We start from the raw sequence: 22,391 nt of genomic DNA on the forward strand, positions 1-22,391 counted from the left end.
GTGACCACATGAGCGAGGCCACCGTCACTCTGGAAGTCAATGAAGGCGTTGCGCTCGTCACGCTGAACAGCCCGCCCGTCAACGCACTGAACCGCGCCATGCGCCGCCGCATCGTCGCCATCTTCGACGAAATATCCGAACGCGACGACATACGCTGCGCGGTGCTGACCGGCCATGGCAAGGTGTTTTGCGCTGGTGCGGACTTGAAAGACCGCCCCAACGCCGACATCGCCGGCGACTTCCTGGAACACAACCGCATCACCCGCGAAACCGGCAACGCCATCAAGGAATGCGCCAAGCCCGTGATCGCCGCCGTGAATGGCGCGGCGCTGGGCGCGGGGCTGGGGCTGATGGCTGCGTGCGACATCATGTACGCATCGGACAACGCCACCTTCGGCATGCCCGAGATCAACGTCGGCCTGGCGGGCGGCGCGTCCATGTTGCGCACGCTGGTGGGCCGCTCCACCCTGCGCCGCATGTTCTTCACCGGCCAGCGTCTCAGCGCGCATGACCTGTTGCGCCGCAACGTACTGGAAGACGTGTTGCCGCCTGACCAGTTGCTGCCGACGGCGCTGGCGCTGGCGCATGAAATCGCATCCAAGGCGCCGCTGGCCGTGCTGTATGCCAAGCGCGCGGCCAACATGGTTGACCTGATGCCGCAACGCGACGCCTACCGCTTCGAGCAGGACTTCACGATGACGCTGGCCAAGACGGAAGATGCCCGCGAGGCGCGCATGGCCTTCCTGGAAAAGCGCCAGCCGCAATTCAAGGGGCGCTGAGCATGGCGCAGACCGCACAAGCGCACAATCCGCAACCCGCGGGCGCCGGGCTGACGCCGTTTTTCAAGGCAAGCAGCATCGCCATCGTGGGTGCGTCGGACGACGTCACCAAGATCGGCGGTCGGCCCGTGCATATGCTGATCAAGCATGGCTATGCCGGCGCCGTGTATCCCATCAACCCCAAGGGCGGCGTCATCCAGGGCTTGCCCGCCTACGTCTCGGTGCGCGACACGCCCACCGCCCCCGAACTGGCGATTCTGGCGGTGCCCGCCAGCGCCACGCCCGCCGCCTTGCGTGACTGCGCGGCGCGCGGCACCAAGGCCGCCATCGTGCTGTCGGCGGGGTTCACGGAAGCAGGCCCTGCCGGCACCGCGCTGCAAGCCGAGCTGGTTGCCATTGCGCGCGAACATGGCATGCGCGTGTTGGGGCCGAACTGCCTGGGCGCGGTCAATGTGGCCGACCGCCTGATCGGCTCGTTCTCGATCGCGCTGGAAGAACACATGCCGCCCGTTGGGCACGCGGGCATCGTGTCGCAGTCGGGCAACGTGGGCAGCCACACCATGCAAAGCGTGGCCCGGCGCGGCATGGGCGTCAGCTGCTTCATCGCGACCGGCAACGAGGCGGACGTGGACGTGGCGGATGGCATCGCGGCGCTGGCCGACGACCCGGACACGCACATCATCCTGTGCTGCATGGAAACCTGCCGCGACGCCACCAAGCTGATCAGCGCGCTGCGCCTGGCGCGCCAGCGCGGCAAGCCGGTCATCGTGTTGAAGATCGGCTCCACTGAAAAAGGCCAGCAGGCGGCCGCCTCGCACACCGGCGCGCTGACCGGATCCGATGCCGTCATCGACGCCGTCTTCCGCCGCCACGGCGTGCTGCGCGTGCGCTCGGTGGAAGCGCTGATCGACATTGGCCACGCGGCGTCGATGCTGATGCCGAACCGGCTGCCGCGCAACGACGCGGTGACGCTGGTGGCGGCGTCGGGTGGCTTTGGCATCATGATGGCCGACGCCATGAGCGAGGCCGGCATGACCCTGCCCGCCTTGGCGCCGCTGACGCAGCAACGCATCCATGAAGCCGTGCCCACCGCCAGCACCGGCAACCCGGTCGACGCGTCGGCGCAGATGTCGAGCCGGCCGGACATCCTGGGAAAGATGCTGACCGCGTTGCTGGAAGACCCGTCGGACAGTTCGCTGCTGCTGTTCATGTCGCTGTCGCTGTACAACACGCGGCTGCGCGGCATCTACCTGGAAGCGCTGGCGCAGGTACGCGCGAGCCACTCCGATCGTCTGCTGATGATCATCAGCCAGGGGCCGGCGGACGCCATCGAACAGATCAACGCGCTGGGTATCCCCGTGTTCGGCAGCATCGACGCCGCGGCGACGGGCCTGGCGGGGTTGGCACGGCTAGGACGGCTGCGTGGGAAGGGCGAGGCGGAGACTGTGGCGGCGCCGCAGGCCGCTCGCGCCGTTGACCCCATCGTCTTCAAGAATGAATTCCACGCCAAGCAGGCGCTGGGTGACGCGGGCATCGACGTGCCGCGCGAAGTGGTCGCCACGGATGCCGACGCGGCCGTGCGCGCCGCTGACGCCATCGGCTACCCCGTCGTGCTGAAGATCGCGTCGGAGGACGTGGCGCACAAGACCGAGGCCGGCGGCGTGGCGCTGGACGTGGCCGATGCGCAAGCCGTGCGCGAGGCCCACGCGCGCATTCTTGCCAACGTGGCGCGCCACGCGCCCAGCGCCCGCATTGACGGCGTGCTGGTGGCGCCCCTGCTGCGCGGCGGCACGGAGATGATCGCGGGCGTATCGCAAGACCCGGTCTTCGGGCCGATCGTCATGGTGGGCATGGGCGGCATCTTTGCCGAAGTGCTGAACGACGTGGCGGTGCAGGCCGCCCCCGTCACTGAAGACGAGGCGCTGGCGATGATCCGGTCGTTGAAAATGTTTCCGATTCTGGACGGCGCGCGCGGACAGGCCAAGGCCGATATCGCGGCGGCGGCACGCAGCGTAGCCCGCCTGTCGGAATTTGCCTTCCGCCATCGCGACGACATTGCCGACATCGACATGAACCCCATTCTGGTAAGGCCCCAGGGCCAGGGCGTGGTGGTGCTGGACGCGTTGATGATTCCACGCGCCGCCCCCGCACCGCAAGGACAAGCATGAACGCTGAACAACAGGTGATCGTTCCCGACCCCGCTTCGGGCGCCGAAGTCTACCGGCAACACGCGCGCACCTGGCTGCGCGCCCATCTACCGGATTTCATGCGCGCGGACAGCCTGAACTGGCGCGCCGCCACACTGGCCGAAAGCAGCGACTGGGAAGCGGCAATGCATCAGGCCGGCCTGGCGGGCATGACCTGGCCCAAGTCCTATGGCGGCCACGGCCTGACGCTGCGTGAGCATCTGGCGGTGAACAAGGAAATCGGCGCGCTGCCGATGCCAGAAAGCGTCAGTTCCATCGGCAAGGAACTGGCCGGCCCCATCATCATGGCCGTTGGCAACGACGTCCAGAAGCAGGCTTTCCTACCGGAAATCCTGGCCATGCGGCAGTTCTGGTGCCAGGGCTTTTCCGAACCGGACGCCGGGTCGGACCTGGCGCGGCTACGCACGAAGGCCGTGCAGGAAGGCGAAACCTGGCGCATCAACGGTCAGAAAATCTGGACCAGCGGCGCGGCCAAGGCGCATTACTGCCTGCTGCTGACGCGCACCGGCACCGTGGCGGACAAGCACCGGGGGCTGCTGATGTTCGCCGTGCCGATGGACACGCCGGGCATCCGCGTGGTGCCGATCAAGTCGATCGACGGCAAGGAGTCATTCGCCGAAGTCTTTTTTGACGATGTGATCGTGCCCGACAGCGCGCGCCTGGGCGCACCGGACGAAGGCTGGAACGCGGCCATCCGCGTGCTGTCGATCGAACGCGCCACCAACCGCATGTACCGCCCCTGGCGCTTCGAATGCGAGCTGCGTCAGTTGCTCGCCGCGTGCAAATCCGACGCCCGCCTTGCGCTGTCATTGGACGATGGCTATGTGCAACGCCGCGTCGGTGACCTAGTTGCCGAGATCGACGGTTTGAAGGGGTTGGTGGAACTGACGGTGGATCGCATGCTGCGCGGTGAATCCATCGGCGCGCGGGGATCATTGACCAAGCTGTATTGGTCTGAATGCCATCAGGCGTTTGCCGGCCTGGCGCTATCGCTGCTGTCACAGGTAGGGCCGCATTCCAGCCCCTTGGCGCGGCGCGCGCAGCAGGCCTTTACCCACGCGTACCTGTTCGCGCGCGCCGAGACCATCTATGCCGGCACCACCGAAGTGCAGCTGGATGTGATTGCGCAGCGCGTCATGCAACTACCCAAGGATTTGACATGAGCAGCGAAGAACTGCGGCCCGAAGAGTTTGCGCAAGCCGCCGACGCGGCCATCACTGATGCGCTGTCGCGCCAGGATCCGCATGAGATGGCCGCCGTGCTGGCGCAGGCCGGCCTGTGCGGCGTGCTGGCGGACGAAGCTGACGGCGGCCTGGGCCTGGACCTGGCATTCGCCTTGCCGATCGCGCACGCGGCGGGCCGGCTGCAACTGCCCCTGCCGCTGGCCGAACAGATGTTGCTGGCCCGCGCGCTGGCCGGTACGCCGCACGCGGCTGCCCTGGTGGCGGGCGAACGGCTGGCCGGCATCGCCTGGCAAGGCAGCTTGCAGGAAGGCTTTGCCCGCTTGGACCACGGCCCCGCGGATTGGGTGTTGGTGGTCGATGGCGACGGCGCGGCGCTGGTGGATGCGCGTGACGTGGCGCGGGAGACACAGCCCATGCTGGACCCCGAGCATCCTCAGATCTGGCTGACCTTGCAGGGCGCGCCGGTGTTGACGCGGCTTGATGCGCGCGCATGGGCCGCGCTGCAACGCGCCGCCCGCTTGCTGCTGGCCGAGTTCGCCAACGGCGCGGCTGAAGGGGCGCTGCAAGCCGCTGCCACCTACCTGGCCGCCCGCGTGCAATTTGGCCGCCCGCTGTCGGCCAAGCAGGCTGTGCGCCACTTGCTGGCCCGCATGCGCTTGGTGCAGGACGTGTCCAGCGCCGCCATCCGCCGCGCCATGCACACCGACGAATTCGGCGCACCGCGCGACACCCGGCCCGCGTTGGCCGGCGCCATCAGCAACGCCGCCTTCGTCATCGAGAAAGCCATCCACCTGCACGGCGGCATGGGCTTTACCTGGGAGCTGCCCTTGCACCCCGCGCTGCGCGCGGTGCGCAAGCTGGATGCGGCGTTCAACGGTTTGTCGCGCGCAGTCGGCCGCGATTTCATTGAATCGGTGTAGGAAAAAACCATGCAACAAGATCTGGCTGGGCGCGTCGCGCTCGTCACCGGCGCAGGCGCCGGCATCGGCCGCGCAACGGCCCGCGTGCTTGCCGCGCGCGGCGCCATCGTCGGCATCAACGATTTAAAACAGGAACTGGTGGACGCGGCCGTCGCCGACATCACCGCCGCGGGCGGCAAGGCGTTTGCGGTGGTGCAGAACGTGGCCTCGCGCGTAGGCATCGGGCAGGCCGTGCGCCAGGCCGCCGAACATGGCTCGCGCTTTGACATCCTGGTCAACAACGCGGCATGGGTGCGCTACCAAAGCGCCGCAGAGATCCAGGCCGACACGATGGACCGCATGCTGGACATCGGCTTCAAAGCCGTCATCTGGGGCATCCAGGCGGCCGCCGAGGCGATGGACCCGGCACGCGGCGGCGCCATCGTCAACGTGGCGTCCACCGCCGCCCTGAAATCCGCGCCCAGTTCGATGGTGTATTCGGGCATCAAGGCGGGCGTGCTGGGCATCACGCGCGCGGCCGCAGCCGAGCTGGGCGGGCGCGGCATCCGCGTCAACGCCGTCTGCCCGTCGGCCGTGCCAACCGAAGGCACCCAGCGCAACCGCAACGCCGAACGTGACGCGCGCCGCATCGCCAGCACGCCGATGGGACGGCTGGGCACGGTGGAAGACGTGGCCAGCGGCATTGCGTTTCTGGCCAGCGACGAAGCGCGTTTCATCACGGCGCAGGCGCTGGTGGTGGACGGCGGCATCACGTTCACCACGCTCTGATGGAAACGGTGCTGTTGACGGGCGCGGCCAGCGGCATCGGCTGCGCCACGGCCTGGCGGCTGGCACGACTGGGACGGCGCTGCGTGCTGGTGGACCGCAATGCGGAAGCGCTTGATGCGCTGCTGACGGCGCTGCGGTCAGAGCACGCGGGCAGTGATCATCTTGCCCGCGTCGCGGACCTGACCGATCCCGAGCAGATCAACGCGCTGGCCGACGACGTGCCGCCGCTGGACGCCATCATCAACAACGCGGGCATGACGGACGCCAGCAATCTGCCCGCCGTCGAACAAGCCGATGACAACTGGCAGCGGCTGCTGGACCTGAACCTGCACGCGCCGGCACGGCTGCTGCGCGCCCTGCACGGACGGCTGACGCGGCATGCGCGCATCGTCAATGTGGCCTCGGGCGCGGGGCTGCGCGCGATTCCGTTGCGCGGCGCATATAGCCCCAGCAAGGCCGGACTGATCGCGCAAACCCAAGCCTTGGCGCAGGCGCACCCGGAACGTCGCGTCAGCGTGCTGTGTCCCGGATTCGTGCAAACAGAGCTGGTCGACGGACTGATCGCATCCGGCCGACTGGACCCCGTGCGCGCGGTCGCCAAGATTCCATTGGGCCGATTGGCCGCCCCCGAGGAAATCGCCTGCGCCCTGGCCTTTCTGGCCAGCGACCACGCGGCACTCGTCTCGGGCGGCCGCTTGTCCGTAGACGGCGGATCGTCGGTGTTTGGCGGCAGCCAAGCCTATGCCCCAGCAGCATCGCGCAAGCGTCCTGTGATACGCCGTTGTCCTTGACCGTGCATGGCCACTGGCCGGCGCTATCCGGCACGGAGGTACGCGACGGCTACCGCGCGGTACTCGACGCCACCGTGTTGGCAAGCCCGCCCGGCGGGCGTCTGGCCGCCACCTTGGCCGCCGCCCGCCGCCATGGCGGGGGCGATGCGCCCGGCAGCCTGACGCTGCTCTTGCCACGCGCCGCTGACACCGATTGGGAACACGCGGGCGACGACGCCGCCGCGCGCATGCTGATCGCCACGCTCGCCTGCGAATGGGGGCCGCGCGCACGCCGCATCAACGCCGTCGAAATCGCCTCGGCGGCGCCGAACCCCACGCTATCGCCGCTGCTGCGCTTCGTGGCCGGCGCCGAATCCCAATACCTGACCGGGCAAACGCTATGCACCCACTAGACGACCTGGACGCCATCAAATCGCGCTTCATCGCCGCACGCGGCTATTGGCGGCCATGGACCGAAGCGCTACTGCGCGCCAACCCCGCATTTCTGTTGCACTACGCGGACTACGCGGGGTATCCGGCGCGAACCGGGCCGTTGACACCCCGCATGGTGGAACTGGTTTATGTGGCGCTGGATGCCTCGGCCACGCATCTGTACGAGCCCGGTCTGGCGACCCATCTGCGCATGGCGCGTGAAGCCGGCGCCAGCGAAGCCGATGTGTTCGACGTGCTGCATCTGGTCACCGTGCAAGGCCTGAGCGCCGTGCTGCAAGCCGCCGACGTGCTGCATCAAGCCGCCCCGGTCGCAACCTTGCCCCCGGATGAACCCCTTTGCGCCCGCATTCATGCGCGATGGCCCGAACAAGCGCCAAGCCTGCTGCGACTGGCGGCGCAAGACCCTGGCTACGTGGCCGTGCTGCTCGATTTTGTTGAAGGCGGCGCGCCGGCCGCTGGCTTGACACCCGCCGAGCGGCTATTGGTGCGCATCGCGCTGCACGCCTGCTTCACGCAGGCAGACCGCCAAACGTTGCAGACGCTGATCCCGCATGCGCTGGCCGAAGGCGTCGCGCGTGCCGAGATCCTGCAAGTGATTCAGTTGGGCGCGCATCTGGCCGTGCATGGCGCGTCATTGGGCGCAACGGCTTACGCAAAGATGACGGGTGGCGTTGCGCCACCAGCGGACGGCCCTGCTTGACCCGTCAGGCCTGCCCTTCCCGTCAGGCCTGCCCTTCCCGTTTGGCGCGAGCACGCGGATCGTTGATCTCCGCTTCCAGTTCAGCGATCAGCCAATCGAACCAGCCCTTCTCGGTACGCGCATAGACCACGGCGGCCGGCGTCTTGCCGTCGCGCCAGCCCGGTTGATGCGTGTCCATCCAGGAGGCCAGACTCTTGTGCGGCGCCAGCAGGCCCGACAGCCATGCCCATAAATAGTCAGGTACGTTGCGGCGAAAACCTTTTGCACTGGCGTACAGCGTGGGCTCAAGCGGCAGGCTGCCCGAGCGGGCCAGCTTCGCCTGCACCCGGCGCAGCGTTTCGGCCGCGGCCTGCAATTGTTCGGTGCTGAGCTTTTTCACGTAGGAACTCCTGGATTGGGTTGACGGATTATCGCCGCAGGAGGCCGGGGTTTCAAAGTCCGGCCTTCAGCGTTGCCCCCGAGGCGGCGTCAGCGCCATCAAGGCCGTTACCGCGAACCGCGCCCCCGGCTCCAGCACCTGCATCCCGGTGCGAGTCTCGCCCGCCGCCGCCAGATTGAACGCATCCGCCACATTGGTGACGGGCTCCACGCACAGAAAATTCGAGCCGGGCGCGGTATAGACGACAAGATGCGCAAACGCCGGATCCGCGTGCAGCGCCAGTTCGTGGCCGTCCGCCCACTGCAGCGTGGCGCGCCCTTCCCATTGCGACAGATAGGTATCGCAGCCCTCGGCCGACCGGCGCAATTCACGCACATGCTTGACCCGGCTGCCTGTCGGCAAGCCGTCTGCATCGGCGGGCCACAAGCGCCGCGCGCTCAGCGCCACGCGCTCGGCGGTGAAATACGGATGGATGCCCAGGCCGCAGGGCATGGGCGAATCGCCCTGATTGATGAGGCTGAGCGACAGGCTCAGGCCGCGCGCGTCCAGCCGGTAGCGCTGCACGCATTCAAACGGCCAGGGCCAACCCAGCACGCCCGCCGGCTGGTTCAGCACCAGGTCAATACCATCCGGCGTGTGGTTGCGCACCAGCCAGGGTTGGAACAGGCCGGCGCCATGGATGGCATGCGGCCGGCCCGGCACGGATTCCAGCGCATGGCGCGCGCCATTGAACGTGAACACGCCGTCGCGAATGCGATTGGCATACGGCGTCAGGGGGTAGGACCCCGCGCGCGGCCACTTGCCGGGCGGCCACTCCGTGGCGTTCAGCGGCACAATCCAGTCATGCGAGCCCGTAGCCAAACGGGTCAAGCGCCCACCGCCCCCAGGCGCGAATTCGGCCAGGTGCGCCCCACTGGAAATCGTCACGCGCTCGACCGCATTGACGGGGTCGGCGAAGGGAAAATCCGGCATCTGCTGCTCCCGCGGCCATCACAGGGCCGCGTCATGCGATTGTGCCGCCGGCGCTTGGTGGCGGCAAATCCGTAGGACCGCGCGGTAGGCGGTCGGAGCCCACCATGGAACCCATTGCGGGGAAATCCGGGAACCTCTTCGGCATGCAGTCGCGCAATCCTCAGCCCGACCCCGATTAAGGCAAACAAGCGCCAAAACCATCCTGCCTGGCGCGGCACATGCCCGCCCGCCCCGATACAATCACGGGCATGAATTCAGCAACACAACCCACCGCCGCCGAGGCCCACGCAGGCCACACCCCCATGATGCATAGGGATGTTTCATAGGGAGCTTCTGGCAATTATGGTATTGGTTACGCCAAAAGTTACGCCAGAAATCCTTAAATCCGACGGTGAGAAAGTCAGCTTGCACCCACCCAATTGGTAACATTTTGCCTCACATCGTTTACTTCCTGCATAATCCTCACGCAAAAGTGAGGACCACATGGATCAACGAGTTGCTGAAGACCTGCCCGTGAACCCTGAAATGGCCGAGCAGCCAGTGAATGAAGCATCACTGCGGACATCCGCAATGAAGTTTCTCGCTTGGGCTCACCAGCGGGGTTTGCTTTCGACCGACGCTTATTATCCAGGCGATGGATACGAGGCACCGGTACTCGCAAATGCGACAGATGCTGCAGTATCTCTCCTACGAGCAAAGCTCATACGCGCCGTTGGAATAAACGTGTCTGTTCCAGAGATAGTGGTATTTCTCCAGCGGGCGGTACCAGGAGTTCGACAAGTACTAACACTGCCGACTGCTTGTGACGGCATTCAGTTGAAGTATCACCAGGGGCAGCCTGACCCGGTCACACCGTCAGCAGTTGGTCAAGCAGCCAACCCGTGCGCAGTCCACCAAGCTCAGGCGGGCGGACAGTTTTATACGTGCGGGAGTTCCATTTCTGTGGGGAACGCGGCCGCCGCCGGAACGCTTGGGTGTCTGGTACGTGATGCCGCAGGCGATCTTTACGGCCTATCGAACAATCATGTCTCGGGAGGTTGCAATTACGCTCCAGGGGGACTTCCCATTCTGGCTCCTGGCGTAATGGACGTCAGCCCGAACATGCCACATCCGTTCACCATTGGCACCCACCAGCGCCAGCTTCCGATGAACATGGGCGATCCAACCACTGTAGATACGCTGATCAATCAAGACGCCAGTATTTTTAAGATTGTGGCGGTGGATCGGATCTCGTCGATGCAACAAAATAGTTACGACACGCCGGCTGCCAGCATGCCTCTGATGGGCGGCATGCATGTCAAAAAGGTCGGCCGAAGCTCCGGCTTTACAGAGGGCGTCGTGTTGGGCGAAATGGTGGGCGCCCACCGTGTAAACTATCAAGCACCGGAGCACGCTTTCAGCGGCCCCGTGTACTTCGACCGCATGTTTGCAGTGGTGGGTAAGGCAGACCGCTTCTCCGAACCGGGCGACTCTGGGTCGCTAGTGGTACATGAAGCTCCTGATGGGATTGACTACGCAGTCGGCATCATAGTTGCGGGGTATACCGACAACCGGGCGCCGGGCAATATCGTTTCGCTGATCATGCCCATCGAGCCTATCTTGGTCAGCTTCAACGTGACTCTTGTTGCTGGCCACAACGTGTGAGAACCAAACCATGGACGCTGCCAGAGAACTTTACGAGAAGCTCGGCGCGCCTCGCGGCCAGTTGACGGTGACGTGGGGCTTAGACCCTTTGGGAAACCGCTTTTTGCAGGTATGGATTCAATCGGGCTTTCCTGTGCGAGGAATACCCTCTTCGTTTCGTGGGTACAAAGTTGAGTATTCGACAGCACCACAAACGAAGGCGTTTCGCGGCTTCGCACTAGGCATATAGACCTGGCTCATTCGCCATGTGCTCGCTTTACCAGGCCGACAAGAAGGCCGAGGACGCTATTCCGCGACTATCACCAGGCCGGCAAGGAAAAGCGCATGGTCGTCATCCTGCCGGAGGGCGCGTACAGCGATTGGCTGACCGCGCCCGCTGACGCCGCCAAAGAATTCCTCGCGCCCTTCCCGGCGGATAAGCTGGTCGCCACCCCGATGAAGTGAAGCGGCGCGAGGCGGACTATACTGGATATATAACCAGTGTTCTCCGCCATGACGTTCAAAGCCCCACTCTCTCACGAAGACCTGCGTACCATCCGCGAGCGCCAGCCATGGAACAGCGATGTAATCGCCCTGCTATGGGAGGTTAAGCGGCTGCGGTCACTTCTGCTTCGGGCGTACCAGCTGTCGGACGATTTCAAACGTCCGGCGGGCATAACGGGCGATCTGTACGACGAGTTTATGGCGGCTCTGCGGCAAGAGCCGTGCGTCATTGAGCGCGACCAGGACGTTCAAGAAATGATGGAAACCCCCGACAAGCTGCGTAAGGGAATGGGGCCGCGCTAACCCCGGGCATGCAGCACCAAATTTCAGACGGTAAACGGTGTAATAATTAGATTCTGAGAGACCCGTTAAAACCGACAACGAGACACAAATGAAAAAAACGGCATTGCTCGCGACCGTGATGGCCCTTTCCGGCTGCGCAAGTTACGACCTGGCGTTAATGGACCAAAAGAGCGGCACTACGGGGCATGGACGCGCCACGGCGAACGACTCTATTGCCCTCATTGAATTGAACGGCAAAACCTACGCGGGAAAATTTAGCTACCGCTCGGACAGCACTTACTCGGTCCCGTCGATTTCCCAATCCGACAATCTTCCCCCTCCGTTGGAGGCGAAGAAAGCAAAGCTGGGGTTTGTCGGAGGCAACGGAAGCGTGTTTGCAAAGTCGGCGGATAACAGCGGTCTGCGCTGCGTGTTCGCCATGAATGCCCGGACGCAAAACGGCTCGGGCGCCTGTCTTGACGATGGGGGCAACGTCTATGACCTCCAAGTCAACTGAGCCGCCGGCGCGCACGACGCCCGCTGCGGCACATAACCTGTCCCGCCTGCTCGCCCAGCTTGACCACATCAACGGCGCATCCCCGGACACGCTGTCGTGGGATGACGGCACATGGAAGGTGGATTTCTGGCGCCAGTGTGTCAGCGGTCCGGGTGGGGTCGTTCGATTGAATTCGGCGGAACTTATCATTTTTGGGCGGCTTCTCGCTGCGTCGGGCGCCGTGGTCGAACGTGACGCCCTGCACGCGGACTTGCTGCGCCTATGGGACTCTGGCGCGGCTGAGAACGTAGGCAGTCGGCTGTCTCTCAGCATATCCCGCATGCGCAACAAGTTCGCCCAGGCCGGGGTGCCGTTCCCGGTGCGTTCGGTCCGAGGGGCCGGCTACCAATTAACGCCCCCGGGGAACGCCTGAGGCCAATCGCCGGCGGTCGTCCTCACGGCCGGCCGCATAGCCTTCGCCATATGGCATTCCCGTCCCGGATCTGGCGTCGGACTGGCGACGGTGTGGCGTCCACCTGTTCCGCCGTATCAAAATAGACGGGCCGTGCGTGCTCGCAGTACTCAACGCCTACGGTCGCCGGAGCCGCGCACCCAGTTACGCTTAAGCTCGTCAGCAATAGCGCCATCATCCATACCAGCCGTTTCCTGCTGCACATCGCGCGCCTCCTGGCGGGCCTTTGCCGCCTGTTCGTTGATTTGGTCTGCCCGCTCTTGGCGCTCCACCTTCCGCCCCGTAGCGCGCCCCTGGTAGAACACGCTGACCAAAGTCGCTGCTGCAACGCCGATCAGCAGCAGGAGGCCTTTAAACCGCTCAAGCCATACCGACATTGCCGCCTCCAACCGTCGCCATTGCCTGCGCGTATAGCGCCGCCCAAGTCTCGGGGTGCGGCTTCCCAGGCCGCCAGGTGCGCAGATAAAGCGCCCAGCCGCCGTTCGCGTCACCAAGCGATGGCAGGCGCAGGGGATCAGTCCACAGCAGCAGGCGGGCGAAAGCTGCCGCCAGGATGTCGTCGTGCGCCAGCGAGTTGTACACGTCCGTCGCGGTCGGCTCGACATCCCGAACCGCGCACACTGAGCGCGCATCCGCCCAACTCGATGCGTGCGCCAGTACGCCGCGCACGCCGCCCCCGCGTTCGAATTGCCAGAAGCCCACGGCCGGACCGTTGATCTGCCGGCGATGCACAAAACGGCTCTCCTGCAAGCCAATGGCAAGCAGCATCACGCGCGCTTCGCGGGTGTCGCGGTCGGCGGGCAAGAGCGCAAGCGCAGGTGCGATTGCGATATCGAGAACAGTCTTCAAATCCACAATCACCCCTCCCCACCAGGCCGCACGCCCAGAATCTTCGCGCGGACCTCGGCCACCCACTCAAGCAGCCCCTTCTGGCGCATGCTTGCCATCCATCGCATGTACGCCCCCAACACCCACCACGCAGGAAGCCCGGCCAGCAACATGCTCGGCCCCAACACATAGAATTTCGCCAGCAGCGCGTCATCGCTGCCGGCCCCGTGTTGCGATAGCCAAATCATGGCGTCCATCAGCCCTGGCTTCCAGGCGATAACGCCTGCGGCAAGCGCCGGCCCGAACATGAACGAGCAAGAAACCGTCGAAATCGTGCGGATAGTGAACTCGCGCACGGATCGTGGCGGCATGATGAGCAGCCCAAGCATGGCCGCCAGCGCCGCCGGCACGCCGTACGCCATTGCGACCTTCAAGGCAGCGAGGCCTCCCAGCCCCGTAGTACCTGGTTCCATAGTTGCACTGCTCCTGTAGACGGTGCGCATGATTGCCTCCCGTTTGGACAAAAAAAAGCCCGCCGAAGCGGGGTTGTGTGATGCCGACGTGCGGCTATAGGCGGTTTAGTTCGATAAGAGCTTCTGCACATCCGCGTTGATTCTCATCCCAGCCCCTTTATGCCTTGATGCTGGCTGCCAAGATGAAAAGCTCGTCCAAGTTGGCGCCAGTCAGGCCGAGTAATGCCGCGATGGCCCGCAGCATTTCGCTATCACGCCGGAACTCCTGCAAGTCGGCCCATGCGCGGCGGTACATGGCCGGCGTGTCCTCGTGATCGATGATGGCCTCGGCCGCTTCGAACAGCGTCGTTTCTCCGTGCGGCGTTTGCCACATGGCCTCACGGCCCTGGAAGCGGCTCACGACTTGCGGGATAGGGGTAGGCGCGGCAGCCCATTGGCCGTCTTCCCGCGCAACGAAGCTATCGGCGGGACGTTGGCTAATCATGGCTACCCAACCTGGAGGGCAGTCACCCCCAATCTGTTGCTGGCTTTCACCGGGATGTGCGTATACGTTCATGCTACTGCCCCTTTAACTTTCCAAACTTTGATCCGGGCGGGCAACCCAGCTACACCTATCCCAGTGGAGCCGGTATAAGTGAACGCCCCGCCGCCCAGCGGGTAGCCGATTCCAAGCGCATTCTTTGCGGTGGAAAGAATGATGGAGTTGTTGCGCATGGTGGCGCGTATGCCGGCCATGTTGGCGTCACCGCTCCACCAACCGGGGTTTCCCCAATTTCCTTCGTACAACACTTCCGGCTCTAAAATAACGTGATGGCCGGGGAACGGATTGGTAAGAACATACTGCGAGTTGATCGCGATGTTCGCAGGCGACGCCTCGCTCCCGCCATTTGGGTAGATGATGGTGAATTCAATCTGGCCGACCAGCGTCTGAAACTCGGCATCCAAAGCCGCCAAATCGCTAGCCAGTTGCGCGGCGTCCACACTGCCGGGGTTCACAACGGCCCCGAACGCATGCACCGTCCAAACACCGGCAACGTTCAGTGGGCGCGTTTCGGCGGCAGTTCGAGCGACCCTGGATGCATCAAACGTGGTTTGGTCGCCCGCACCGTCTCCAGCCGCATAAGCAATGAACCCGATGCCAGAGCCGGTAGCCTTGGTCGCACTTTGAAATGCGCCAGAGCTGCTCACGACCGCACCTACCCCGCCCGCCCCGCTTCGCGTAGTCATGGCCCCAGTAAGGTTTTGCAAAGCGTCGCGCTGAATCAGACCGTTCGTGTCCGCCGACATAGCCCCGTCACCGCGCCGGAAGACCGCGCCAAGCGACCCGGCCGACTTGCCGTTCATATCCGGCACGCGAATGGTGGTCGACCCGTCGCCCACCGTGTACATGCCGCGTTGCGTGGGATCGCTCTGCCAAGCAGCCTCTGCCACAACAGGTAGCGTGCCTGCGATCACCATGGCAGCGAGATCAGGAAAGGTGGCACGGCTTACCACTTGACCGTCCAGGGGGATTTGACCGGCAGGAATGGACACCCGCAACGGCCACCAGGATGGCGTGCCCACTGCGATCTTGGAGCGCACCTCGTAACGCGAAGCGAAGGTATCCCATTCAGCAACACCTTGGCCCTTGATATAGATGGGTCCGATATTTTCAGATGGGACATCCCCGGCCGAATACACGGTCAACCCCGTCCCCGCCTCTGCAAGTTTGGCATAGTGCTTAGCCGAAAACCCGTCTCCCTCGACCGGAGCGCCCATCTTGGTAGCCCACTGCTGAGCTAGTTGCGCGCTTGCTTCGGCATCGTCCGCCTTTTCGGCTGAAATTTGGCGGGAGGCATCAGCGTCCTGCGCCGACTGCGCCGCCTGGTTCTGGCTCGCAGCCGCAGCATTTTTACTGGCCGACGCCACTGAGGCGTCTTCATCTGCCGCAATCGCAGCCTCACTTGCCTGTTCAAGTAGCAAATTAGCCTCCGTCGCGAATCCCGGCAGCGCTGCCATAAAGGCGTCGGCGCGTTCCGGGAAATTCTCCGGATCACTTCGACTGGGCGGCGTCGGAAGATTGGTAATAGCCATATCAGGTAAGTCCTTCAATTTCCAAACTGCAAAAAGAAACCAGTGGGTAGGCGATTTCTAATGAGAAGTCACGGTAAAACCCGAAGATCGTCAGCGGGCCATACCCTTGCGCGTCCGTGCCGATCCAGACGCATGGCGTGGCGCGAAGGCCAGACAGCAGTCGATAGACTGCGTTGAAGCGAGCTGAATCGACCCAAAGCCGATGAGACATGCGACGAGAGAAGCGCCGCCGCCGAAACGTCGTGACGCCAGTCGCTGAAGTCTCTTTGCGGCTGTAGTCGATGATGCCGGCGCTACCGCCATACTCGACTTCACCGACCTCATAGGCAGTGCCACAGATCATGGCGCCGCACGCGGCATCGGCCCCTGGCGCACTAATCGTCACCTCAAGATGCAGGCTTCCGTATGCGGGAATATCCGTTAGGACAACCTCGGACAGCGGAATAAACGGCTCAAAGAAGTATTCAAACCAGTTCGAAACAATCGAACCCTCCAGCAACCGAGAATGCTCGTAGATGATTGGCCCTGCGGGGCCGTCCCTACCCACTACCGACAAATGCGAGCCGCCCAGTTCCAGAAGTGCCAGGCTGTTCGTGATCCCTGGCTTGACCACAACTGCCAGGGGACTGGGCGCGACCGTCTGCGTGCTGACCTCGCTATCGAACATGAGCCATTTGTTGGTCGGCCCCGCCGCCGCCCAATAGAGCGGCGACAGGTCCGGTTGATGACTTTTGTTTGGCGCCTGAACGCACTCGTAGATGATCGATTCGAAGAGGACGTGCGCCCCCAGGGGATAGTCGGTTGCCGGATCGTATGCAGGCAGATCACTGTCCGGCACGCTCGAACTGATGAGCTGTGCCGGACCTATCACCACAGGTTTGATTACTTTCATGTGCTTTCCACCTGAAGAGGCGCGCCCGCCTCGGTACGAACCACCATCCCGTCCATTTCGAGTCGGTCAAGCTGGCGCGCGGTCTTCCCCGTATTGCTGGCCGTCGCTCTCGCCTCGATGCGCAGGCTGGCGACTTCCGCCCGCAACGCCTCATTCGACTGGCGCAGCGCACGCAATTCTGCAAGCAGCAACTCTTGATTGCCGCCCCCGGAAAGGATCGCCTGCGTACGCTCTGCGCTGAAGATCCGAGAAGGGCCGGTTACCTCCAACTCCGGCCCGCGCTCGCCGACAAGGCGCAACCCGCCGGCATGGTCGCCCCCCTTCGCAAACGCCGCCACGGCTTGGCCGGTCAACGCATTGACCACCTGGCGCAATCCGTTCACTGTTGCATCGCGGCTAGCGTTGATCGCATTCGTGATCACCTGTTCGCCGCTAAGCGCGGAAGTCTCAAGAGCGGCAAGGGTCGCATCAATCTGCGCAAGCAGATCCAGGCTTTCCTTCGCGTAGTCCTTCGGCGCGACGGAATCCAGACGGCCGGCGATAGCTTCGGCCCGAGCCAGCGCCGTAGCAACAAACGCCTGATATGCGGCATCGGATGAGAACGAATCCTTAGCCGCCTCAAGCATCGGTTGCAGAAGTGAGTTGAGCTTGTCGGCATAGCCGGCCAGCGATTCCCCGTCCGCCCCCATCGCACTCGCGTACGCTTTCGCATAGTCGCCTTGCAAAGATGCGAACTGATCTTCGGGAGATAGCTGGCTATAACGGTAGTCAGAAACCGACTTTCGAAGCCCGGCAGCGCTTTCCGCCATCAAGCCGGCCAACGCCTTCTGGGCCTCGTAGTAACGCACAGTCTCCGCGCGCAACTCGCCCAACCGAGAAACCGACTTCGTTGCATCAAGCGCAAACTTCTGCAATGCGTCCGCATACGCCGTTTGCTGGCTCTTGGCGTTTATTGCCGCTTCGGTCGCAGCCGCCTGCGCGCTAGCGGCGGCCGTCACCGACGCCGCATACTCGGCCTGCAGGCGGGCCACATCGGCCAGCCCCGGTGCCGCTGCTGCCGCCGCCTGAGCGGCCTGCAACGCCGCTTGCGCCTGCGCCCAGGCTTCTCGCGCAGCCGGCATCTGCGATTGCGCCACGCTACGCGCCGCGTCAAGCTCCGCCCAGTTCTTCTTTTTGTACGTGACCGTTTTGGGCGCGTAAATATCCCAATTCAGTTTATCCAGCAGCGCCTGGGCTTCGGTCGCCCGTTGCTGAGCCGCTGCAAGGCCCATGGTTGCGGTGTCGTAGCGTCCCTTTACGGCGTTGTATGCCCCCTCACGCTGTTTGCGCTCAGCCACCCGCTGCGCCGCCAAAGCATCAGCGGCGCTCAGCCGGCCAGCGGCGGCGACCAGGCCAGCATTGCTCGGTCCCACCGTATTAATCCCGGTGATTTCCTCCGCAATGGCCTGCGGCGTCATGACCTTGGCGTCAATGATCCCGCGCGCCGCATCCCGCACGGCCACCCGCTCGGCGTTGATGCTGCTCATCAACCCAGCGAAGCGGCCTGCTAAGTTCTGCAATGCCAGCGCCATCGTCGCGACAAACGTGTCGGTATCGACCGCCGCCAAAGCCGCGCCCAACCCAGCAAAGTCAATAATCGCGCCTCCGGCTTGCGCCCGCAGATCCGCGATCTGATCGCCCAACATTGCGGACGCCTCCTGCCCGGCAGTCATTTCCGCGGAAGCGCCGCCCAGATTACCGTTGAACTGGATCAGGCCGGAATCCAGAATCAGGAACAGGCGCGAGATATACCCAACTGCCGCCGAAGCCGACGACGCGCTGTCCGACACCTCATCAAACGCGATCGCCGCGCCGGACAACGCAGGCAACGATGCCCCTCGCCCAACAAACGGCTCAAACAACGCCGTAGCTGCTTGCTGCACCGCCCTTTCAGACGCCTCCATTGCAGCCGCAAAGGCCGGCCCGAGAGAAATCAAGGTGGCGTATGCCGCTCGCCCCGAATCCGTTGTCAGGTCCAACGCCAGCGCGACTTTGTTCAACTCCTTTATCGTGTTGGGCATATCGACACCAACCGATTGCAGCGCATCACTGATGGACGCCAAGCTGAATTTGGCGCGTTCCCCTTCGGTATATGCCACCTCATAGAACGCTTGGCTGGCATTGGTCAGGCTCTCCAATCCACCGAATGCCGCCGCAACTTTGGTAGCCGTCTCCGCGCCCAACAGCGACACGTCCAGCAAGCCATGGCGAAGCAGCTTCAGCGAAGAATTGACGGTTGCCAAGCTGTCACTCAATCGCGCGAGCGTCTGACCAGCAGATTCACCTTCGGCGGCCAACCGGTCAATGTCAGGGATCAGCGCCCGAACCATGTTCTCTCCGACGTTCGCCAGCATCGTGTCGATGAGCTTCTGGTTCTCTTCGGCGTTCTTCGTCAGGGTGATCTTGATGCGCTCGCTGTAGGTGTCCAGAGTTTTGGACGACACCCCAATGGAGTCCGCCAGCGCGCCGACGCCATCCTTCATCAACTCAAAGGAGGCCGTCATGGACTCCATAAATTCGTTGTCCAGCGAACGGTATTGGACTCCCTTTTTATTGCTGCGAAACAACCCACCTTTTTGAGTCCAAGGTGTCTCGTTGTGGCCCATAAAGCCAAGGGAGCCGAAGTCACCAACGATGGAGGTGTCACCGTATTTCTTTGGCGCCATGCCAAACAGGCGCGCAATCGTGGACGAACCCGAGAGCATCGAGGCCCACTCGCCCTTGACCCCCACCGCTCGCAATACCTTGTCCGTCCACAGCGACGGCCCGGTGATTGGGTTGTACTTGGCAATCGGTGCCATCGTGCCATTGCCGGCATCCCACCCCTGCTTGTAGAGCGAACGCGAAGCCATCATGCCGGCGGCGATCCAGCCAACCACGGGAATCGCGCCAGCCGCCATCGAACCTGCGCTGGCCGCAGCGCTGCCGGCAGTCGTCGGGCCAGCCAGGCCTGCGGCAAGCGTGGCACCCTGACCTGTCATGCCCAGCGCAAACTGCGTGGCCGCTGTTGATCCGATAGCACTCCCAATGGCAGAAACGCCCGAGGCAAGCGACGCGGTAATCCCGCCCGTCAGGGCACCGTATGCGGTCTTGGCAAGGCTCAGCACATTCATGAGTCCCAGCCCCCCAAACGAGCCGCCTTGGCCCGCTGCGCCTGCCAGGGACGCTGCCGCGCCGCCTGCGGACGAAACACCGCCCATGATCCCCGCCAGATTGGCGACCATGTTCACAACAATGGGCTGTGCAAACATTTTGTACAGCTGGTCCGCAACCGTGGTCTTGAACGTCGTGGTCAGCGATTTGGTGAATGACTTCCAGCCCTCCTTACCGTTGTTCAGCATGTCGGCAAAGCCAATCCGGAACACGTCGCCGTACTTATCCACGCTGCGCTCCCAATCACGCGCTGCGTCGTCCGCGATCTTCTTCTGGGCGTCCTTCACGTCCTTGGCGCTGATCGCGGCAGAAAGCCGTTCCCGGGCCTCGATTTCCTGTTCGATGAGTTCAACTTCGCGCTCCGACCCTTCGAAGCCGGCCAGCGTTGCCTTTCGGTCATACAAGCGCGCGATAGTCAGACGCTCCAGCGCCGCCTTGCTCAGCCCGTAAGTGGCAACCTGATCTTCGACTGCGGCGGCCTCCAGGCTGATCTTTCCGACGCCATCTTCCAGATCCTGCATGTACTTCGCGCGCGACTCCAGAAACGCTGCCGTTTCCTTGTTGGTGCGTGCCAGGGCGCCTGCCTCGGCGGCTAACGCCTGCACGCGCTCCAGGCCGGCGCGCGCGGCTCCCTTCAAATTCCCCTGAAGCAGCTCACCGATCTCAGCGGCGCGCCGTTCATGCTCGTTGAGCTTGCTGGTTTGCAGACCACGCTCGGCCAGTTCCACGGCCAGCGCCTTTTCTTCCACGATGCGCGCCCGCAAGCGGGCGGCTTCGCTATCGGTCGCGCTCGGACCTTTGCCGGCCCCCTTGTCATCAAACCGCTTCTCGATATCAGCCAATGCGGCCTGGTGCGCGGCATACACCTTGCGATACTCGTCAGTCCCTGCGATCAGACCAGCAACCGCTTTCCGATAGGCATTGGCCTCCGCCTCAAGGGCTTTGGCGCGCTGCTGGGGCTTGGTATTGCGGCTGTCATCATCCAAATATGACGCACGAAAACGAGCCTGCTCTAGCTGCTGCTGCGCTTCCTTCTCCGTCCTGGCGGCCGCAGCGGTCGCCGTCGCCTGAGTTTCCAGTTCAGCCAAAGCAGCTTTCGCCGCGCTCAGCCGTCGATCTACGCCCCCCGAAGGCCGACCGCGTTCTTGACGCTCATCCATCAACTTTTGGAGGTTGGCAACTACTGCTTTCTGCTTTTCGACTTGGACTTCAAGCCCGCTTTCGCGGCCAATATTTGCGACGCCGCTTACTGCGCTGCTCATAGCCCGCGCAATTGCGTTCCACCCCCGCTCGATATAGCCCAACTGCTGCACGATCTTCGGCGAGCGGCCGTTGATTGCGTCTGCGTAGGCCGACTGCGCCACCGTAGCGGCTTCCGTCGTCTTCCCTTGGCGTTCTAGCGCGCGAATCTGCTCAAACGTGCTGGACGTGAGGTAGTTCATTCCCTCATTCAGCTTAAGCGAAGCATCAAGGGGCGCTTTCCCCAGATCCTCAAATGCCTTGGCCGTGTCTGAAACCGCCGTGCCCGTCGCCTTCTCCCAGCGTATCGCGGCCGTAGTAAATGCCTCAAGATTCTGGGCGCCAATCTTTGAAGCGCCGGCAAACACGTTTACTGCGGCGGCCGCTTGGCTTTGTGAACCGATCACATTGCTGATGCGGTCGGACATTACCTGCAACTGGCCCCCAGTCACGCCTAAGACGTTGCCCGTCTTGATAAGCGTCTGATCAAACGCCTTCGACTCCTGCGAACCCTTGTAATAAGCCACGCCCAGGGCCGCTACGGCGCCGGCCGCCAGAGTCATGGGACTGATGAGACCTCGGACGTAAGTTCCCATGGCCCGCGCTGCGGGGCCGATCCCGCCAAACATATCCTTCAGTTGTCCGCCTTGCTGCAGCAGCACCGTCATCGGCCGCTGACCGCCCTGAATGGACGTGATGATGTCGGTGAACTGCGCAGGCACACCGCGCATCGCGGCGGCCGTAGCCTTTGCCGACATGCCCAATTGCTGCATGACGGGTTCAGTGGCTGCCAGAGCCGCTTTCGCCTGGGTCTGCTTTGCCGTAACGGCGTTCAATTGGTCCAGATACGGCTTGAGCTGGTTGGCGTCAATTCCTCGCTGCTTGGCGATTTCTTGATAGTAGGCAGCCGTGCCGCGCGCGCCCGCCTCAGTCACAGCAATCTGGCGCTCAATCTGTCCGATAAGACTCTGCGTCGAACGCTCAATCTTCTTGGTCGCCTGACTGCTGCTATCGGCCGCCTTGTTGAGACTGGTCGACGCACCACGCCCCAGACTGTCCAGCGACTTCTTCGCCTTGCCCGTTTCCTGCGCCACGTCCGCCATCGCGGCAGACAAGCCGGACGTATCGCCCGTGACGGCAACGACGCCTTCCGCAATAACTTTCGACATAGTCAACCCAAATGAA

The 22,391-nt window shown here is 63.6% G+C and carries 22 protein-coding genes; 13 read left to right on the plus strand and 9 right to left on the minus strand.

Features of this window, described 5'->3' with window-relative positions; translation table 11 throughout:
• The first annotated feature begins 8 nt into the window (after positions 1-8).
• The 8 genes from ELS24_RS20665 to ELS24_RS20695 are packed head-to-tail and all read left to right on the plus strand — an operon-like array spanning position 9 to position 7,781.
• On the plus strand, positions 9-779 hold the full coding sequence (locus ELS24_RS20665) for an enoyl-CoA hydratase/isomerase family protein (protein WP_050449249.1): 771 nt from the start codon (positions 9-11) through the stop codon (positions 777-779).
• A 2-nt stretch (positions 780-781) separates the two neighbouring features.
• On the plus strand, positions 782-2,947 hold the full coding sequence (locus ELS24_RS20670) for an acetate--CoA ligase family protein (RefSeq protein ID WP_127185207.1): 2,166 nt from the start codon (positions 782-784) through the stop codon (positions 2,945-2,947).
• Entirely contained in the window at positions 2,944-4,149 is a 1,206-nt protein-coding gene (locus ELS24_RS20675; RefSeq protein WP_127185208.1) for an acyl-CoA dehydrogenase family protein, read from the plus strand. The genes ELS24_RS20670 and ELS24_RS20675 overlap by 4 nt, the downstream gene beginning before the upstream one ends.
• A complete protein-coding gene (locus ELS24_RS20680; RefSeq protein ID WP_127185209.1) occupies positions 4,146-5,090 on the plus strand; it encodes an acyl-CoA dehydrogenase family protein in 945 nt (314 codons plus the stop codon). Before ELS24_RS20675 ends, ELS24_RS20680 begins: the two co-directional genes overlap by 4 nt.
• A gap of 9 nt (positions 5,091-5,099) precedes the next feature.
• Positions 5,100-5,858, plus strand: coding sequence for an SDR family NAD(P)-dependent oxidoreductase (locus tag ELS24_RS20685; RefSeq protein WP_050449245.1), 759 nt, complete (start codon positions 5,100-5,102; stop codon positions 5,856-5,858).
• Positions 5,858-6,649, plus strand: a complete 792-nt coding sequence (locus ELS24_RS20690; protein ID WP_240669345.1) for an SDR family NAD(P)-dependent oxidoreductase — start codon at positions 5,858-5,860, stop codon at positions 6,647-6,649. Before ELS24_RS20685 ends, ELS24_RS20690 begins: the two co-directional genes overlap by 1 nt.
• A complete protein-coding gene (locus tag ELS24_RS31350; protein WP_240669346.1) occupies positions 6,640-7,041 on the plus strand; it encodes a hypothetical protein in 402 nt (133 codons plus the stop codon). The genes ELS24_RS20690 and ELS24_RS31350 overlap by 10 nt, the downstream gene beginning before the upstream one ends.
• Complete coding sequence (locus ELS24_RS20695; RefSeq protein WP_050449242.1) at positions 7,029-7,781, plus strand: carboxymuconolactone decarboxylase family protein; 753 nt, start codon at positions 7,029-7,031, stop codon at positions 7,779-7,781. Before ELS24_RS31350 ends, ELS24_RS20695 begins: the two co-directional genes overlap by 13 nt.
• 22 nt (positions 7,782-7,803) lie before the next feature.
• Here ELS24_RS20695 and ELS24_RS20700 read toward each other — a convergent pair whose 3' ends face one another.
• Both ELS24_RS20700 and ELS24_RS20705 read right to left on the minus strand, forming a co-directional pair.
• Positions 7,804-8,160, minus strand: coding sequence for a hypothetical protein (locus ELS24_RS20700; protein WP_050449241.1), 357 nt, complete (start codon positions 8,158-8,160; stop codon positions 7,804-7,806).
• A 66-nt stretch (positions 8,161-8,226) separates the two neighbouring features.
• Positions 8,227-9,132, minus strand: a complete 906-nt coding sequence (locus ELS24_RS20705; protein WP_050449240.1) for an aldose epimerase — start codon at positions 9,130-9,132, stop codon at positions 8,227-8,229.
• A 483-nt stretch (positions 9,133-9,615) separates the two neighbouring features.
• On the opposite strand from ELS24_RS20705, the gene ELS24_RS20710 reads away from it, so the two are divergent.
• The 5 genes from ELS24_RS20710 (at position 9,616) to ELS24_RS20730 (ending at position 12,470) form a co-directional block, all read left to right on the plus strand.
• Complete coding sequence (locus tag ELS24_RS20710) at positions 9,616-10,776, plus strand: hypothetical protein (RefSeq protein ID WP_127185210.1); 1,161 nt, start codon at positions 9,616-9,618, stop codon at positions 10,774-10,776.
• Between the two features lie 324 nt (positions 10,777-11,100).
• Positions 11,101-11,220 (plus strand): SOS response-associated peptidase, encoded by a 120-nt coding sequence (locus ELS24_RS31355; RefSeq protein ID WP_234818302.1) that lies wholly within the window; start codon positions 11,101-11,103, stop codon positions 11,218-11,220.
• A gap of 48 nt (positions 11,221-11,268) precedes the next feature.
• Positions 11,269-11,562 (plus strand): hypothetical protein, encoded by a 294-nt coding sequence (locus ELS24_RS20720; protein ID WP_127186417.1) that lies wholly within the window; start codon positions 11,269-11,271, stop codon positions 11,560-11,562.
• 88 nt (positions 11,563-11,650) lie between these two features.
• Positions 11,651-12,058 carry a hypothetical protein gene (locus tag ELS24_RS20725; protein ID WP_127185211.1) on the plus strand — a complete coding sequence of 136 codons (408 nt, stop codon included), beginning with the start codon at positions 11,651-11,653 and terminating at the stop codon, positions 12,056-12,058.
• Positions 12,039-12,470, plus strand: coding sequence for a helix-turn-helix domain-containing protein (locus ELS24_RS20730; protein ID WP_164741276.1), 432 nt, complete (start codon positions 12,039-12,041; stop codon positions 12,468-12,470). Before ELS24_RS20725 ends, ELS24_RS20730 begins: the two co-directional genes overlap by 20 nt.
• Positions 12,471-12,619: 149 nt before the next feature.
• On the opposite strand, the gene ELS24_RS20740 is transcribed toward ELS24_RS20730, so the two are convergent.
• The 7 genes from ELS24_RS20740 to ELS24_RS20770 all read right to left on the minus strand — a co-directional run bounded on the left by ELS24_RS20740 (position 12,620) and on the right by ELS24_RS20770 (position 22,375).
• A complete protein-coding gene (locus ELS24_RS20740; RefSeq protein ID WP_127185213.1) occupies positions 12,620-12,886 on the minus strand; it encodes a hypothetical protein in 267 nt (88 codons plus the stop codon).
• Positions 12,870-13,364 carry a hypothetical protein gene (locus ELS24_RS20745; RefSeq protein ID WP_127185214.1) on the minus strand — a complete coding sequence of 165 codons (495 nt, stop codon included), beginning with the start codon at positions 13,362-13,364 and terminating at the stop codon, positions 12,870-12,872. Before ELS24_RS20745 ends, ELS24_RS20740 begins: the two co-directional genes overlap by 17 nt.
• 2 nt (positions 13,365-13,366) lie before the next feature.
• Positions 13,367-13,810 (minus strand): hypothetical protein, encoded by a 444-nt coding sequence (locus tag ELS24_RS20750; protein WP_127186419.1) that lies wholly within the window; start codon positions 13,808-13,810, stop codon positions 13,367-13,369.
• A 157-nt stretch (positions 13,811-13,967) separates the two neighbouring features.
• Positions 13,968-14,294, minus strand: coding sequence for a hypothetical protein (locus ELS24_RS20755; protein ID WP_240669347.1), 327 nt, complete (start codon positions 14,292-14,294; stop codon positions 13,968-13,970).
• A 68-nt stretch (positions 14,295-14,362) separates the two neighbouring features.
• Complete coding sequence (locus tag ELS24_RS20760) at positions 14,363-15,883, minus strand: phage tail protein (protein WP_127183913.1); 1,521 nt, start codon at positions 15,881-15,883, stop codon at positions 14,363-14,365.
• A 1-nt stretch (position 15,884) separates the two neighbouring features.
• Positions 15,885-16,775 (minus strand): hypothetical protein, encoded by an 891-nt coding sequence (locus ELS24_RS20765; RefSeq protein WP_050449232.1) that lies wholly within the window; start codon positions 16,773-16,775, stop codon positions 15,885-15,887.
• Positions 16,772-22,375 (minus strand): phage tail length tape measure family protein, encoded by a 5,604-nt coding sequence (locus ELS24_RS20770; protein WP_127185215.1) that lies wholly within the window; start codon positions 22,373-22,375, stop codon positions 16,772-16,774. Before ELS24_RS20770 ends, ELS24_RS20765 begins: the two co-directional genes overlap by 4 nt.
• Positions 22,376-22,391 lie beyond the last annotated feature (16 nt).

The sequence above is a fragment of the Achromobacter spanius genome, assembly GCF_003994415.1.
GTDB classification, from domain to species: domain Bacteria; phylum Pseudomonadota; class Gammaproteobacteria; order Burkholderiales; family Burkholderiaceae_B; genus Achromobacter; species Achromobacter spanius_C.

Bases quoted from the DNA above. Each gene is read 5' to 3' on its own strand.
- ELS24_RS20665 (WP_050449249.1), top strand. From the start codon at position 9: ATGAGCGAGGCCACCGTCACTCTGGAAGTCAATGAAGGCGTTGCGCTC.
- ELS24_RS20670 (WP_127185207.1), top strand. From the start codon at position 782: ATGGCGCAGACCGCACAAGCGCACAATCCGCAACCCGCGGGCGCCGGG.
- ELS24_RS20675 (WP_127185208.1), top strand. From the start codon at position 2,944: ATGAACGCTGAACAACAGGTGATCGTTCCCGACCCCGCTTCGGGCGCC.
- ELS24_RS20680 (WP_127185209.1), top strand. From the start codon at position 4,146: ATGAGCAGCGAAGAACTGCGGCCCGAAGAGTTTGCGCAAGCCGCCGAC.
- ELS24_RS20685 (WP_050449245.1), top strand. From the start codon at position 5,100: ATGCAACAAGATCTGGCTGGGCGCGTCGCGCTCGTCACCGGCGCAGGC.
- ELS24_RS20690 (WP_240669345.1), top strand. From the start codon at position 5,858: ATGGAAACGGTGCTGTTGACGGGCGCGGCCAGCGGCATCGGCTGCGCC.
- ELS24_RS20695 (WP_050449242.1), top strand. From the start codon at position 7,029: ATGCACCCACTAGACGACCTGGACGCCATCAAATCGCGCTTCATCGCC.
- ELS24_RS20705 (WP_050449240.1), bottom strand. From the start codon at position 9,132: ATGCCGGATTTTCCCTTCGCCGACCCCGTCAATGCGGTCGAGCGCGTG.
- ELS24_RS20710 (WP_127185210.1), top strand. From the start codon at position 9,616: ATGGATCAACGAGTTGCTGAAGACCTGCCCGTGAACCCTGAAATGGCC.
- ELS24_RS31355 (WP_234818302.1), top strand. From the start codon at position 11,101: ATGGTCGTCATCCTGCCGGAGGGCGCGTACAGCGATTGGCTGACCGCG.
- ELS24_RS20720 (WP_127186417.1), top strand. From the start codon at position 11,269: ATGACGTTCAAAGCCCCACTCTCTCACGAAGACCTGCGTACCATCCGC.
- ELS24_RS20725 (WP_127185211.1), top strand. From the start codon at position 11,651: ATGAAAAAAACGGCATTGCTCGCGACCGTGATGGCCCTTTCCGGCTGC.
- ELS24_RS20730 (WP_164741276.1), top strand. From the start codon at position 12,039: ATGACCTCCAAGTCAACTGAGCCGCCGGCGCGCACGACGCCCGCTGCG.
- ELS24_RS20740 (WP_127185213.1), bottom strand. From the start codon at position 12,886: ATGTCGGTATGGCTTGAGCGGTTTAAAGGCCTCCTGCTGCTGATCGGC.
- ELS24_RS20750 (WP_127186419.1), bottom strand. From the start codon at position 13,810: ATGGAACCAGGTACTACGGGGCTGGGAGGCCTCGCTGCCTTGAAGGTC.
- ELS24_RS20755 (WP_240669347.1), bottom strand. From the start codon at position 14,294: ATGATTAGCCAACGTCCCGCCGATAGCTTCGTTGCGCGGGAAGACGGC.
- ELS24_RS20760 (WP_127183913.1), bottom strand. From the start codon at position 15,883: ATGGCTATTACCAATCTTCCGACGCCGCCCAGTCGAAGTGATCCGGAG.
- ELS24_RS20765 (WP_050449232.1), bottom strand. From the start codon at position 16,775: ATGAAAGTAATCAAACCTGTGGTGATAGGTCCGGCACAGCTCATCAGT.
- ELS24_RS20770 (WP_127185215.1), bottom strand. From the start codon at position 22,375: ATGTCGAAAGTTATTGCGGAAGGCGTCGTTGCCGTCACGGGCGATACG.